This is a genomic window from Micromonospora sp. bgisy143, assembly GCF_057708145.1.
In genome coordinates this window covers 127,593-141,987 of the sequence record NZ_JBYIRN010000003.1, presented here as the reverse complement: position 1 = coordinate 141,987, position 14,395 = coordinate 127,593, and the positions used below count along the sequence as shown (strand labels likewise).

14 protein-coding genes are annotated in these 14,395 nt (G+C 70.9%); 11 read left to right on the top strand and 3 right to left on the bottom strand.

Features of this window, described 5'->3' with window-relative positions; all coding sequences use genetic code 11:
• Positions 1-53 precede the first annotated feature (53 nt).
• The 10 genes from AC3EN4_RS06325 to AC3EN4_RS06280 all read left to right on the top strand — a co-directional run bounded on the left by AC3EN4_RS06325 (position 54) and on the right by AC3EN4_RS06280 (position 9,992).
• Positions 54-1,052: a prolipoprotein diacylglyceryl transferase gene (locus AC3EN4_RS06325; protein ID WP_435204965.1), complete on the top strand. Its 999-nt coding sequence runs from the start codon at positions 54-56 to the stop codon at positions 1,050-1,052.
• Positions 1,053-1,147: 95 nt separating this feature from the next.
• Positions 1,148-1,795: a diguanylate cyclase domain-containing protein gene (locus tag AC3EN4_RS06320; protein WP_435204964.1), complete on the top strand. Its 648-nt coding sequence runs from the start codon at positions 1,148-1,150 to the stop codon at positions 1,793-1,795.
• Between the two features lie 143 nt (positions 1,796-1,938).
• Positions 1,939-2,412 carry a hypothetical protein gene (locus tag AC3EN4_RS06315; RefSeq protein ID WP_435204963.1) on the top strand — a complete coding sequence of 158 codons (474 nt, stop codon included), beginning with the start codon at positions 1,939-1,941 and terminating at the stop codon, positions 2,410-2,412.
• A 193-nt stretch (positions 2,413-2,605) separates the two neighbouring features.
• Positions 2,606-3,049: a hypothetical protein gene (locus AC3EN4_RS06310; RefSeq protein ID WP_435204962.1), complete on the top strand. Its 444-nt coding sequence runs from the start codon at positions 2,606-2,608 to the stop codon at positions 3,047-3,049.
• A gap of 102 nt (positions 3,050-3,151) precedes the next feature.
• Complete coding sequence (locus AC3EN4_RS06305) at positions 3,152-4,225, top strand: peptidoglycan DD-metalloendopeptidase family protein (RefSeq protein ID WP_435204961.1); 1,074 nt, start codon at positions 3,152-3,154, stop codon at positions 4,223-4,225.
• 113 nt (positions 4,226-4,338) lie between these two features.
• Positions 4,339-5,004 carry a hypothetical protein gene (locus AC3EN4_RS06300; RefSeq protein ID WP_435204960.1) on the top strand — a complete coding sequence of 222 codons (666 nt, stop codon included), beginning with the start codon at positions 4,339-4,341 and terminating at the stop codon, positions 5,002-5,004.
• 77 nt (positions 5,005-5,081) lie between these two features.
• Positions 5,082-6,179, top strand: coding sequence for a DUF4314 domain-containing protein (locus AC3EN4_RS06295; RefSeq protein ID WP_435204959.1), 1,098 nt, complete (start codon positions 5,082-5,084; stop codon positions 6,177-6,179).
• A gap of 100 nt (positions 6,180-6,279) precedes the next feature.
• The gene (locus AC3EN4_RS06290) at positions 6,280-6,405 is read left to right on the top strand and encodes a hypothetical protein (RefSeq protein ID WP_435204958.1); all 126 of its coding nucleotides are present in this window, start codon (positions 6,280-6,282) and stop codon (positions 6,403-6,405) included.
• 737 nt (positions 6,406-7,142) lie between these two features.
• Positions 7,143-8,318 carry an AAA family ATPase gene (locus tag AC3EN4_RS06285; RefSeq protein WP_435204957.1) on the top strand — a complete coding sequence of 392 codons (1,176 nt, stop codon included), beginning with the start codon at positions 7,143-7,145 and terminating at the stop codon, positions 8,316-8,318.
• 36 nt (positions 8,319-8,354) lie between these two features.
• A complete protein-coding gene (locus AC3EN4_RS06280) occupies positions 8,355-9,992 on the top strand; it encodes a VWA domain-containing protein (RefSeq protein ID WP_435204956.1) in 1,638 nt (545 codons plus the stop codon).
• A 291-nt stretch (positions 9,993-10,283) separates the two neighbouring features.
• Here AC3EN4_RS06280 and AC3EN4_RS06275 read toward each other — a convergent pair whose 3' ends face one another.
• The 3 genes from AC3EN4_RS06275 to AC3EN4_RS06265 all read right to left on the bottom strand — a co-directional run bounded on the left by AC3EN4_RS06275 (position 10,284) and on the right by AC3EN4_RS06265 (position 12,897).
• On the bottom strand, positions 10,284-10,682 hold the full coding sequence (locus tag AC3EN4_RS06275; protein WP_488179809.1) for a hypothetical protein: 399 nt from the start codon (positions 10,680-10,682) through the stop codon (positions 10,284-10,286).
• A 193-nt stretch (positions 10,683-10,875) separates the two neighbouring features.
• Complete coding sequence (locus AC3EN4_RS06270; RefSeq protein WP_435204954.1) at positions 10,876-11,727, bottom strand: ATP-grasp domain-containing protein; 852 nt, start codon at positions 11,725-11,727, stop codon at positions 10,876-10,878.
• Positions 11,728-11,925: 198 nt separating this feature from the next.
• Entirely contained in the window at positions 11,926-12,897 is a 972-nt protein-coding gene (locus tag AC3EN4_RS06265; RefSeq protein ID WP_435204953.1) for a hypothetical protein, read from the bottom strand.
• Between the two features lie 588 nt (positions 12,898-13,485).
• Here AC3EN4_RS06265 and AC3EN4_RS06260 point away from each other — a divergent pair.
• Positions 13,486-14,097, top strand: coding sequence for a hypothetical protein (locus tag AC3EN4_RS06260; protein WP_435204952.1), 612 nt, complete (start codon positions 13,486-13,488; stop codon positions 14,095-14,097).
• Positions 14,098-14,395 lie beyond the last annotated feature (298 nt).

The following is a 14,395-nucleotide window of genomic DNA, read 5'->3' as shown; positions in this document are numbered from 1 at the left end:
ACGCGCCTCACTCACCAACCCTGCCGACGGCAGGAGAAAGGGGGCACGCGCCCATGCCCAGCACCCCCATCAACACGAGCACCGACAGGGCCGTAACAGCGCCACTGGCACCCAGCGTCGCGAAGGTCCTCGCCGCGCTGCACCGGCTCGGCGAGGCCACCGCGGCCGCCATCGCCACCGAAGCCGGCCTCGGCTACTCGACCACCACCCCGAAACTGCGCAGCCTGGCAAGCGCAGGGCTGGCCGCACCAACCCCTAGCGACGCTGGCCCCAGCCTGTGGCGGTTGACCGACGCCGGCGGCGCGCACGCCGACCAGGGCGATCACGGCCAGCCCGCAGCGGAGCCCGCCAGCCGCGATACCGACACATTCGGCACGGCGGTAGAACACGGGCCGCGCGGCGACGACACGCAGGAGACCGGCGAGGCTTGCGGGCAGGACAACGACCAGCGGTCAACCGCCGAGGTTCCCGCCGACCGGCAGCCGCAGACCGCTCAGGAGTCGGCATCGCCGGCTCCTGGTGATGTCGAGGCGGTATCCGACGAGGCCGTGGAAGCCGAGGACACAGAAGGCGACCTCGGCGACGACAGCGACCGGTCGACTGCCGAACCCGAGGTGCCGGTCACCACCGATGACACCGGCCCGGCCACCGACATGCCGCCGGCAACGAACGAGGAGGACGCCGGACCGGCCACGCCGGACGGTTTCCCTGCCGGCGCGGCCAGCGACACCGCCACGGGCGACGCCGCTAGGGAATCACCCGCCGCGCCGCCGGCCGCGCAGGCGGCGGGCGAGGCGGCACCGACCCCTGCGCGGCGGGCGTCGGGCAGCCTCCGCGGCACGATCCTCGACATCCTCGAGGCCAACCCCGGCCAGCAGTACAAGGTCAGCGAGCTGTGCAAGCTGGTGGACCGGGCCAACGAGGGAACCGGCGCCAGGAAGGCCAGCGCGGGCGCGGTCCACAACGCCGCCGTGAAGCTCGTCGGGACCGGGCGGGCGGTCCTGGCCGCCGAGAAACCCGTCGCGTTCGCCCTCGCCGATCCCACGGCCTGAAAGGGCCCACCCTGCCGGTAGCCCGGAGGCGGGCGTCGAACTTCCCGGAACCACGCCCACCCCCGGTGCTCCTTACTACAGAAGGAGCCCTCGGAGTGTCTCCCATCCTGACCTCGATCGTCACCGCCGCCGGTGGAGTCCTCGCCGGTCTCGCCCTCGCCGCAGCACTGCTGTGGCGCCAGCAGCAGGCGCTGAACCGCGCCCGCTACGCCGCCGACCACGACGCCACCACGGGTTTGCCCAACCGGCGGGCCCTGCTCGCCGCCCTCACCCAGGCCACACGCGCCGATGCCCCGTTCGGGCTCGTCCTGCTCGACCTTGACGGCTTCAAAACCGTCAACGACACCTTCGGCCACGAGGGCGGCAACGATGTCCTCACCGAGGTGGGCCGGCGCCTGGCCGCCCTGGGAGGGACGGTGCGGCTCGCCGCGCGGTTGTCGGGCGACGAGTTCGCCCTGCTGGTCGCCGGCGGCCCCGACGTCGTCGCCGCCGCGGCCCGCGCCGCCTGGCGGGCGGTCGGCCGCCATCCCGTCGACCTCGGCGAGCACGCCCTCGCTGTGCGCGCCAGCGTCGGGCACACCAGCGCCGCCCTCGGCGTTGGCCCGCGCACCCTGCTGCACCAGGCCGACATCGCCATGTACCAGGCCAAACAAACCGGATCCGGGGTCTACGGAGCCACTGCCACTACTGGCCACACCGGGCCGCTGCCGGGCGTCCGCCTGCGGGACCTGCGCGGCCGCTGACCGCTCACGGAGCACACCAAGGGGACCTTGTGCCCGTCGACGTGCGCGAGGTCCTCACCGTGCCCGGCTTCCATCCGCCCAAGCCCTTGCTTTCCCTGTCCTCGGTGACGGTCACCGGGACCCTGTTAAGGAGCGCATCCATCATGAGCAGCCCTCACACGTATTCCATCGGCGACCGGGTGACCATCGACCCGGCGGTGGCCCGCGCCAGCACTCGGGGCGTCACGTACCGGGTCACCCGGCTGTTGCCGGTCAACGTCGTCGTCGAACCCGTCGAGGGCGGCCGACCGGTGAAGGTCAACCCCATCTACCTGCGGCCCGCCTCTTCAGCGGACACCACCGCCGGCAGCAGCACCGGCGGCGGTCGCACCGGCAGCGGGTGGACCATGATCCATGAGGCGCCTCTGCACCCGGGCACCCTCGTCACCGTGGCCGGCGCGGGGTGGCAGCAGCCTCCCGGCGAGCTGTATGTGGTGCTGCGCGATACCGGCACCGGCCGCGTCTCCCTCGTCCCGCTCGGCGGCAACAACGGCCGCTACTGGCGCGGCGTCTCCCGCCAGCTGCTCACCACCGTCGACCCCACCCGCGTCCGCCTCGACCCCGAGCAGAGCACCTGAGCACGACCCCGCGCTGCCGTGTCGGCGGGCAACGTCCTGCCCGTCGACACGACTTGACCGTCATCAAGAGATGAGCGTCGATCAGTGCTGGTCGACGTCCGCCGTCCGGACATAAGCATCCCGCAGGGGTCTCGACGCGAGTCGGGCGGCGACCGCGCATGCCCACGATCCGCCGACCGAAGGGCCAACCGCCGTGGCACACCCACCACACCTTGAGGACCGTAGCTGGCGTCCCAGCGACCGCATCGCAGTACCGGACGACGTCACCGACCGGCTTCTGTGGGCGCTCGCGGTCGACGTCACCGCCGCCCACCAGCCCGGACCCGACAGCGCCTGCACGAACCTGCAGTGCCGCGGGCAGCACGGCCCCTGCTGGGCGCTGCGCACCGCCGGCCGCGCCGAACAACACGCTCGCCGCGCCACCACCCTCGCCCTGCCGCCCGCGAGGCCATCGCCGCGCCGGGTGGCAGCCGCACGCGGGCGCGCCTCCGTTCCCGCCCCACCGCGTCGCTTCACCGGCTGGTTCGCCCCCGCCCACCCGCCGGCACCCCTGATGCCGCCCGCGCCCGTACCGGACGCGGTGCCGCCGGAACCCCCGCACCACCAGCGTCCACCCGTGGCGGCGCTCGCCGCCTGAGCACGCACCCGGGCCGAAGGCCGCGCGACGCCACTGAACAGGCCCGCGCGGCCTTCATCGTCCCCGCGCCCGTCCGCCCGCTGCTGCAAGGAGTGACCCGTCATGACCACCCGCGTGCTGTCCGGGATAGCTTTCGCGGTCGTCGGTGTTCTGCTGCTGTGCACCGGACTGGCGACCACCCTGATCTCTACCGGCGGCGACGCTGGCGCGTGCAGGCCGACCACCGGCGTCACGCCCCTCGCCTTTCCGGCCGCGCGTAGCCCCGCCTCGGGCGGGATCGGTCCGATCGGTGACTGGAACACCGAGCAGGTCGGCAACGCCGCCACCATCACCACCGTCGGCATGCGTCTCGGCGTCCCGCCCCGCGGCTGGCTCATCGCCGTGGCCACCGCGATGCAGGAATCCTCCCTGATCAACACCCCAGGTGGAGACCGCGACTCGGTCGGCCTTTTCCAACAGCGACCCTCTCAGGGCTGGGGCGCCCCGGCGCAGCTGCACGATCCGCAGTACGCGGCGACGACGTTCTACCAGAGGTTGCAGGCTGTCGACGGCTGGCCGGCGATGCCGCTGACCGAGGCCGCACAACGGGTGCAGCGGTCGGCGTATCCGGACGCCTACGCCCGGTGGGAACCCGACGCCACCCGCATCGTCGCCGCCCTAACCGGAGTCAGCGCCGGCCCGGCCGCCTGCCAGGCGACGGTCAGCGCACAGGGCTGGGCTCAGCCGGTGCACGGGGACGTCAGCTCTGCTTTCCGCACCGCAGCCCGTCCCGGCCACAACGGCGTCGACCTGATCGTGGCAAAGGGCACCCCGATCCACGCCGCGTCCGCCGGCACCGTCACCGTCGTGCGCTGCAACGCCGTCAACGTGCGCACCGGCCGGAACTGGGGCTGCGACCGCGACGGCGACCCCGCTCTGACCCGCGGCTGCGGCTGGTACGTCGACATCACCCATCTCGGTGGGGTGATCACCCGCTACTGCCACATGCTCGCCCACCCGATCGTCGCCCAAGGCCAACAGGTCGCGGCCGGTGACGTCATCGGCGTCGCCGGCAGCTCCGGCCACTCGTCCGGAGCGCACCTGCACTTCGAGGTGCACCTCGGTGACCACACCTCCGGCACGGCCGTCGACCCGGTCGCCTTCATGGCCTCCGTCGGCGCGTCCTTGAAGCAGTAGTCCCGATCGCGGATGCCGGTGGCGGCTCGGTGGTCCACCCCCAGCTCGGTGGTCGTCCCGCCCCGGGACGACCACCGCAACCCCATCCATCGATCCCTGAGGAGGAGAAGCCCGTGAGCACACCCACGCTGATCGGTGTTGCCGCGTTCCGCGGCAGGTACACCGCCCGCTTGATCCAGTTCGGCGAGGACCCGCAGGTTCTGGTGCCGCTGCTGCGCCGAATCTGGACCGACACGTTCAGCCGCGACACCGACGCCATGGCCCTCGCGCTGCTGGCCCGCACCTGGTGGACTCTCGCCGTCAACCCCAAGCCCCGCCGATGGGACCAGCAGCCGCCCGTACCGGGCCTGGGCTATCCCGCCGACAACGACACCATCCGGCGGGGCTCGCTGCGCGAGGACGTCGGCGGGGCCCTGGAGTGGCTGTATCTGCTGCACCTCGAGCAGCGGCGGCTGGTGGTGTATGAGGCGACGGTCCACGGCCGCTGGCTGCGGCACAGCGCCCACCACCTCGACCCGGTCGAGGACCTGTTCATCACCGAACCCGGCGACGACGAGGGCGGCCCGGAGATGACGGTGTGCGCCGTCTGCGGCGCGGTCGACGAGATCGACCACGTCGAGGTGCCGTCCATGGCCGGCTACGGCTACGACACCGTCACCAGCTGCACCCGCTGCGGCTCCTCGGTCGCCACCGACCCGATTTTCGGCGACCACGTCACCCGCAAGCCCTGGCCTCCGAACGCCCCCACCACGGATGACGCGACGGGCGAGACCCGATGAACACCGACCGTATGCCGTCAGCGGCCACCCATGACGGCAGCCCGTTCACCGACCCCGACGACCGATCGGAGACCACCATGACTTCCTACGAGACCGGCCAGCGCGTCGCACTGGTCCACACCAGCGACCCGTACACCCTGCTGCGGCCCGGCGACACCGGCACCGTCCGCCGCCACGACCAGCGGCAGAACATCGTCGAGGTCACCTGGGACAGCGGCTCGACGCTGTCGATGTGCCTCGACGCCGGCGACCGCATAACGCCGGCCACCACCGCCCGGCTGCCTACAGACGGCCTGCTCGCCGAGGCCACCGGATGGGCCGCCGCGTTGCAGCGGATGCACGCCGCCGGCACCGAGGCCGGCCGCACCGCCGCCGAATGGTGGGCGCAGGACACCATCGGCGCCCGGGCCGGCGGCGACACCCGCCGGGCCGCGCGCCGGATCCTCGCCGGCATCGACGACGGCGATCCCGCCGTCCTCGACGCCCCACCTCACTTCACCTCGGCCGGAGAGTCGGTCGACACCAGCGGGTGGGAGCTTTTCGCCGACGCCACCGGCGACACCCCAGGCTGGTTCGGGCTGCGCATCCCGCAGCGCGACGAGGCGATGACCATCTACCGCGACGCCTTCGACACCGCTGCCACCGACCGCGTCGCCGACCTGTGTCACCTCGCGGCCAGCCCCACCGGCCGCGACGTGTCCCACCTGCACCCCGACCGGATCCGTATCGGCGACGTCGGCGTGTTCTCCGGCGACTGGGCGCGCACCACCGGCCCCGACGGCGACGACCGGATCGAGATCGGATTCGTCGGCACCCTGATCGACCACTGGAACGGGTGGGCCGTGTTCTCCTGCGCCCGCGCCGTGGCCGAGGCGATCGTCGCCGACCAGCAGCGCCACCGCGACCAGTACCGCGACAGCCTCCGGGACGAGGGCGTGCCGGAGGACGACCTGGACCGGCGGGTCGACGCCGCGCTGGCGAACCTGTCCGTCGACGGTGACGTCATCGTCGCCGACCAGCGCGCCCTGTCCGACGACCCGGACGCCATCGACCGCATCGCTCCGGACGGTGACGGCCGGTACGTGGTGATGGGCCGCAACTGGCGCTGGGAGGCCGTCGACCCGTACGCCTGCGACCAGATCGTCGGTGACCTGCCCGACACCGACCAGGCATAGACCGACACCCCCAACCATGCCGTGTCTGCCGAGGCTGAGCTGGATTCGGCGGCAGTATTCGACACCACCACGACAGACACGACAACAGGAAGGAAACCCCGTGGCCGTCCGTACCCAAGAGGAGGTCGTCAGCCGCGTCTGGGCTCTCCGAGCCCACCGCGGCGACATCTTCGGCTTCCGCGAGGAGGTACTCGTGGAGGCACTCGACCTCGACCACGCCCGCTAGGTCATCGCCCCCCGACACCCGGGCGAGTGGACCCTGCGGGTCGACCACGAGACCCACGCCCGGGACTACCTGCGATTCGCCATCGGAAAGATCCTCGACCACCGCGGCAACTCGGCGAGCCGGTCGGTGGAAAGCTCAGCGAGCTCGCCTGGCTCCTCGGCCGCGACGACATCGTGACCGGGATGGACCACGCCGGCTACCCGATGTACGGGGCGCCCACGGTCAAGGCGTTCGCCGACGGGTTCGGCGGGCCGTTCCTCGACGACCTCGACGGCGACGACAGGCTGGCCCTGGCGCGGGTGGCGCAGGGACATCAGTGCGACCCGCAGGGCTGCGAACGGGGCTGCGCCCACCGACCACGACCGCGCCGCCGGTATCTTCCCCGGCCCTCACGGTGCACGCGTAGTCAGCCGGGGCTCCCGCGATCCCGCACCCGCGCACCCATTCGACTTGATCGATTGGGCCGGCGGGGGTTCCATCGTCGGCGCCAATGCCGCCCGCGCGACGTCGACGTCGACGTCGACATCGACATCGACATCGACATCGACCAGCATGCACCAGCGGCGATCCTACGCGTCGCCGTAACCCTTCAGCAGAACCGGGGTGTGGTCGCCCACCCGCCCGGCTCGACATGGGCCGGCAGTGGTTGGCCCCGCCCGTCTCCGCTGTGCGGTACCCACCGCCCGCGCGCCCGGAGACGGGTGCGCGGGCCCGACCCTTGGAATCGAGGCGACCCCATGACCACACCACCCCTGCCGGCCCTTCCGGCCGGTTCGCCGCAGAACGACCCGGTCCCGGCCAGCGGCGCCGGTACTTCCGCTAGCGCTGCGGGCTCCAGCCGGTCCGGCTACCTCTACCGCAGAGTCGCCCTGCACTTGGCCGACCACCCCGCCCAGGTTCTCAAGGTCGGCGAGATCACCCGGGCCATCGGCGCACCGTCGTCCGGGGCGGTGTTCGAGGCGCTGAAGAAGATGACCGCCGCCGGGCACGCCACCCACCACCGCGACCCGCACCACCGCTTCCAGATCACCCAGGCCGGCATCGACGCCGCCGGCACCCTCCCACCCGCCGCACCCCGCACCCGCTCCCCCGGCAATGCTGGTGGTGGCCGGCAGGCCCGGCCCGCGCCGGTACCGCGACCGAACGGGACGCTGTACCACCCGCGGCGGCTCGGCAAGGGCTGGGACGTCGAGGAACTCCGGCGGCTCCGCACCCAGCAGGTGCCCGTGCTGCTGTACGGGCCGCCCGGCACTGGCAAGACCGCCATGGTCGAGGCGGCGTTTCCCGACCTGTTGACCGTCGCCGGCACCGGCGACACTGTCGTTGACGACTTCCTCGGCTCCTACAACCCGATCCCCGGCGGCGGCTATGAGTTCGTCCACGGGCCCCTCGTCACCGCTATGCGGGAGGGGCGGGTGCTGCTGGTCGACGACGCCACCCTCATCCCGCCCCGCGTGCTGGCCGTGCTGTACCCGGCCATGGACGGCCGCGCCGTTATCGCCATCCCCGCCCACGGCAACGAAACCGTGCGGGCCGTCGACGGGTTCTACATCGTCGCCGGCCACAACCCGGGCGTGCACGGCGCGGTGCTCACCGAGGCTCTCGCCTCCCGGTTCACCGTCCACTTGCACGTCACCACCGACTGGGACCTCGCCCGCCAACTCGGCGTCCCCAAACAGGTCGTGGCCGCGGCGATCGACCTGAACGCCGACCTCGCCGCCGGCAAGACCGTGTGGGCGCCGCAGCTGCGCGAACTGCTCGGCTTCGTCAAGGTCCGCGACCACCTGGGCATGACCGCTGCCTTGGCCAACCTGGCCGGCATCGCCCCCGAGGACGCCCGTGACGAGGTCACCGAGGCCCTGTCCCGGCACACCGGAACGCCCATCACCGCGCTCGCCCTCGGCAAGCGCTGACCGCCGTCCACCTCAGATTTCTGGAAGGAGCAATCTGTGTCGCACCCCAGCACCCACCGTCAGCAGGGCGCACCGCCGACACCGGCTGGCGCCAGCGACTGGCATGACTGGTCGGCGGCGTGGACGAAGCACGTCCCGCTGCTGACCGGCCGTACCGACCTCACCGTCCTCGTCTCGCCCGGCGCCGCCGGGGACGCGCCCGAGTGCTTCTATCCCGACCTCAACCGGATCGAGGTCGACGCCACCTACATTGCCGACAGCCCCGATGTCACCGACCCGGCCAAAGCCCGCCACAAGCGCGTCGTGCCCACCGGCTACGGGCTGCTCGTGCACGGCGCCGCGCACGCCGCGCACAGCCGCTGGGCCACCCCGCCCGGCACCCCGCCGATCCTCGCTGACGTCGCCGACATGTTGGAGGAATCCCGGGCTGAGGGACGCCAACGCGCCCGCCGCCGGGGCGACCGCCGCTGGCTACGCCACGTCGTGACGACCCTCCTCGACCCCGACGACGCGGCCGTCGACGACCCATGGCACGCCGGACAACTCGCCGCCCTGCTGCTGGCCCGCGTCGACGCCCGCATCGTCACCAGCAAAGACGTGCGCCCTGTCCGCGCCGCCGTCACCGGCGTCCTCGGACGCACACGCCTGCGACAGCTGCGTGACATCTGGCGCGAGGCCCACACCTGCGACGACACCGACGCCGACACGATGATCTGCCTGGCCCGCCGGTGGTGTCAGGTCCTCGGCATCGACCCCGACAAGCAGTACTACACACCAGAGCCCGACGCCGGCGTGTTCCCCGGCCGGCTCGCCGCGGCCCTCGTCGGCTACCTTGCCGTCGCCGCCGGCGTCACCCCGGCCGAGTACGCCGCAGCGCTGTTGGCCCACCGGCACAGCCCACCAGCAGAGTGGGACCGCACCGACCCGAGCGAGCAGGAACACCGCGCCGCCCGCGACCTCGCCAAACGGCTGCGGCAGGCCCGCACTCGCCACCCCGAACCCGGCCGGCGCCCCTCAGCGATCCCACCCGGTCGGCTGCGCACCCGCCAGGCCATCACCGCCGAAGCGCAAACCGCCGCCGGGCAACTTCCGACCGCCGCCCCCTGGCAGCAACGCGCCCAACTGCCTCCGGAGAAACCCCGCCTGCACCTGGCGATCCTGGTCGACCTGTCCGGGTCGATGGCCCGCTACACCGAGGCGATGTCCTCTGCCGCGTGGATCTTCGCCAACGCGGCACGCCGCGCCGAGGCGACGACCACCACCATCGGGTTCGGTGACCGGACCACCGTCCTGGTGCCTCCACGCACCTATCCGCGGCAGGTGTTGCACATGCGCACCGGCCTCGCCACCGCCACCTTCCCGCAAGCGGTCAAGGTCGCCGATCAACTCCTCGACCTGCGCCGCGGCCGCACCCTGCGGATGCTCGCCGTCGTCTCCGACGGCTACCTCGACGACATCCCCGCCGGCCAACAACTCGTCACGACCCTGCACCGCGCCGGCTGCGCCGTGCTGTGGCTACACCCCGCCGACCCGCCCACCGACGGCGAGCCGACCGATCCGGACCAGATCTGGGGTCACGCCTTCACCCACGCCACCACCCTGATCGTCGCCGACCCGGCCGAGGCCATCGCGGCGATCGCCGACGCCGCCGTCACCGCACTCACCCAGGCCTAAGTCCCCACCGAGCAGGCTCCATCCGACAGCCAACCAGTCCTGTCGGCGTACAGGTCCAGGTGCACAAGCAAGGTACGGCCGGAGCGTACAAAGGTCGACGCTCCAGAAGAGGCGAAGACGTCTGTCGGGCACCTTTCCATGTCGCATAGCGGACCGCCCTGCCGACTACGGTCCGTCGCCGCTGGGGTGGTCGCGCTCGCGGCGGGTCGCGGCATGTGCGGACACCCTGCGTTGGGTCCGGGTGCACTGCGCTTGGAGGCTGGCCTGCCCACTCGACACAGGTACTGCGCGTCACTGAACCCAGGGGTGGCGGAATGGCTGTCCTCCGTCGGTCGTCGGTAAGGCTGCATTTCTCGCAGCCCAGTGGTCGACGTAGGTCTCTATCCCGTCGGCATTGCGCGGAATGCTCAACCAGTCCCAGGCAGCGTCGCGAATCTCCCGTTGGGCGATCATCTCGGTGCCATCGCCGTAGTCGAACGGGTAGCCGTCGATGATGTCCGACAAGTCAGCGTAGATGCCGTACAGCCCGCCGACCTTCCCGACGTCGTCCCCGGGGAGCAGCTCGATCAGCGCAAACTTCAGCTCCTCGACCACGCTCACCGGATCTTCTCTGCCCTTCAGCACTCGATGCATGTATCCATCGATGAGGTCGATCACAGCGGCCAAGGAAGGTGGTACGGCGTCGGTCACCCTCTCATGGTCGCTTGCCGTGTCGCCCGCGCCGCTCCTGACCCCGGCATCGCCGAACGCTCCAAGGCCACGATGCCGCGAAGAGACGAGAAGATCGAGTGCGCTCTCATCGGCATGACAGCGCATCGCAGTGGGCTGGGCGCGGTCAATGCGCGGACAGCAGCATGAGCGGATGTTCAGACAGTGCTGCCGGTCAGCGGGCCTGTACAAGTAGGGCTGTGATCATCGTTTGAGGTTCGATGGTGGTTGGTCGGTCGCTCACCTGCCCGTCGCCCAGTTCCATGACACGCCATACGCCGTCCTCGCGCCGAGCGAGGTCGACGGTGACGAAGGGCAGGCCGAGCCCGGCGATCATCGGTGCGACCGAGGCCAGGTCGATCTCGGCCGGCGCGGGATCGTGCGGGCTGTCGGGATGCGGTCCGATCAGGACGCACACGCCGTCGACCCACCACGTACGTACTTCGGCGGAGGTGAACCGCTCGAAGCGCCGCAGTACAAAACCGCCCACGAAGTCGTCGTCGCGCAGCTCCAGAAACCGGCTGGCGACGTTCCACGCAGCCGCGCCGTCCTCCAGGTCGGGGATGAACGTCGCCTCGTTCCAGTAGTGCTTCAGCGACTTGCTGTAGTCACGTAGCACCGCCGGTCCCGCGCCCAGTTCGACCCGCGCGCGGTCGAAGTCCGCCCGGTCCGAGCCCGTGGTCCACACCGACGGCGGGGTGACCGCAGCCAGAGCGGCATACCAGCCGGGCAGCTCGTGTGCCCGCCGGTAGTGCTCAGCAGCGGTCCTCAACACCACACCGCGTTCGGCGAGCAATTCGGCGAACGCGGTGTACCGCTCGCTCCGCAGCATCCAGCCGCGGTACACGCCCATACCGCTGCCCGAGACCGATGCGACCGCCCGTCGCGCATCTCCGCCCCGTGCCAACGCGTCGTGGTCGACCACCGCCACATCGATCCCGGCAGCACGGGCGGCCTGTGCCTCCGCCGCGAAGTGCTCGTCTGGGTGGCGCGGCCGTAGAGGGTTCGCGGGAACCAGAAGGATCACGCTCATATCCTGCCCCACGCGGCCGTTCGACCTCGAACCGTTATCCCGGCCGCCGCCCGAAACGCGGCATGTGAGTTGACCCAACCGCGCAGGACGCTCGATGCGCCGTCACGCTTTCGAGTTATGCAGCGAGGCCGGACGAACGTGCGGCGGCAGCGCGTACGAACTTGAGGGATAGTCAACGCCTGTGAAGTCGGATCAGTCCTCGCGGGCGATGTCGATGCGCAGGGCGACTGGTGAGCCATCGACATCCACGTCCAAATGGACAGGAAAGAAGCCGTCACCGACTGAGGTCATCGCCATCAGGATGCCCGCTCCGCCGACCTGGATCACGCCGGCCTCGTGTTCAGAGGCCCTAACGAGACCCATCACCTGCCAATGATGCGAGTGCGGGCGGAAATCGAAGGCGAATTTCGGTCCGTCGGGTTCGTTTCTCCGCGTCTCGATGGCCAGCCCTCGCTGGTATGCCTCCGTGATGGGCAGGTCCACCCACCCGTACTTAACGTCGGCAGTGTCACCGAGCCGGGGCGCGCCGAACTCGGCAGCGACCTGTTCCTGGTCGCGGCCCCAGAGGACCAGGTCGGCCAGCCCGTCCAGCGACCTGACATGCTCCCACGAGCTCAGCGCGTCAGCGTCGGCGAAGACGAACCGCGCGTGGTCGACCCCCAGCTCCCCGAACACCCACGAATCGGCCACCGGCGCGTCACTGAACTCGATCCGCATGGACTGCCAGCCGTACTCGCCGGGGACGGCGGTGACACGCAGCGGGCGATCAGCTGGTACCTCGATCGGCAGCACCGGAACGCCCATGACGATGAATCCGGGTTCCCGGGCCGCGACCGCGTGCCGGACGCGTTCCCGGTGCGGGACCTGCTGCTCGAACGCGCGCAGGCTTGCGCCGTGCCCATGCTCGCGGCAGTGTTCGTCGAACGTGGCGGTGAACTCGACGACGGCGTGGGCGGGGATGTCGTACAGCCGGGTTCCGGTCTGCCGGTCAAAGGAGTCCGCCGCGGCGTCGGCGTCCGGCCCCACGATCGCGAAGTCGGTTGCCGGGCGCTCCTCGTCGTCCGGCACCCGGTCGCCGGACCACAGTTCGAGGTAACCGCCGTCCATAATCACCAACTGCCCGGACGGACACGTCACCTCACCGAGCATCACTTCGACCGCCATGATCATGGAGTGTAGGGGTCGGCAACGTCGTTCAGGTACGCGAGGCGACAGTCTCTGCTGCTGAGCGCCATTACGGTCCTGGACCTGCACAGAACATGCTGGCCGATCAGCCGCGATGTCCAGCGAAAGTTCGTTCCACAATTGATCGCCGGAATTTGCGGATTCCTGGTACCGCCTCTCGGAGGTTACGACTCTCGGCAGATCCGGATTCCGAGCGGCACGGCGCTCGGCATCCGACCGTTACGTAACGTCACCTACTTCGATCATGGCCAGGTCAGAGGGCCAGTCGCCGGACGTAGACCCAACTCGGCGCGGGTGTGCACGTGCAGCAGTACCTACCTCTGCACTCGGACCTGCACGCCGACAAGTCCCACCGCACGACGCCGTGGGGCACGGTCCGTGACATACCGGGGCCTAAAAGTGCGGGGCGGTCACAGACCCGCCCGCATCTCGCGCAGGGCCGACGGCGATTGGACTCGCTGCTGTCCCCGCGACTTGACCAACCCGCGCCATCGAAGCGTGCATGTATCGCGTCCCGACCAACCCGGGTCCCGGCGCGGTACGACGCTGCCCATCAAGGAGTTCCTTATGCGTTACAGCACTGACGACGAATACCCCTTCGACACCGATAACCGCGCTTGGCGGCGCCTGAGCGATATCACCAGCGAACACTTCGACGCGATCATTTGGAGCCGGGACTCCGACGGACGGCCGGTCCTGCTGACCCTGCGCGACGTGCGCACCGGGGACACGGTCACCCTCGCTCTCATTGACTCGCTGGAGATCCGCGACCCGCACGCGCTGCTCGCGGTCCACACCAGCGGTGATCTCGCCGCCCACGGTCCCACCAGCGGCGCCGAAGCGGCCCACTCCTATGCGGACACCCTCGCGCTCGACAGCACCACGCTCGCCGCGACCAGGCCCGTGCCGCTGAGTGACCCCGCCGTCACGGAGCTGCCCGCCGCCAGTTGGGTCGATTTACCGTCACGCCTGGCCCCGGCATTGCGGCCGGCCCTCGACGACGCCCGCGCCGCCGTTCTCGTGCTGCTCGAGCGCACCGATGGCCGGCTCGCCGCCGTCGGCCCGTTCCCCAACCACGCCGCCGCCGACACGTGGCACCCCGCCGATGGACCCGGCCGCATCGCCGAGCGGCTCATCGTGCCGCTGCATGGGGTCGCCATCGAGGAGCCCCAGCTGTGACCAGCACCCCGACCACTGGCACAGCCGCCTCCACACCCATCGTGGCCATCGGCGGCGGCGTCCTCAACCCCGCCGACCCCACTGCCGAGCGCTCGCCTGCCGAACGGACCGCTACGACGGACCCGCTCCCCCGACCGTCGGCATGTCACGGCACTCGTCTGGCCGAACGGCCGACCACGCACCCACTCTGCTTCACCCGATCGACCCGGGCCACGGGCTGCGTCGTGCCGACGTAGACCGGCGCCGACAGGGCTTGAGTCAGTTCTGACGGGGCCATTACCGGCGCTGAGGGCTGCTC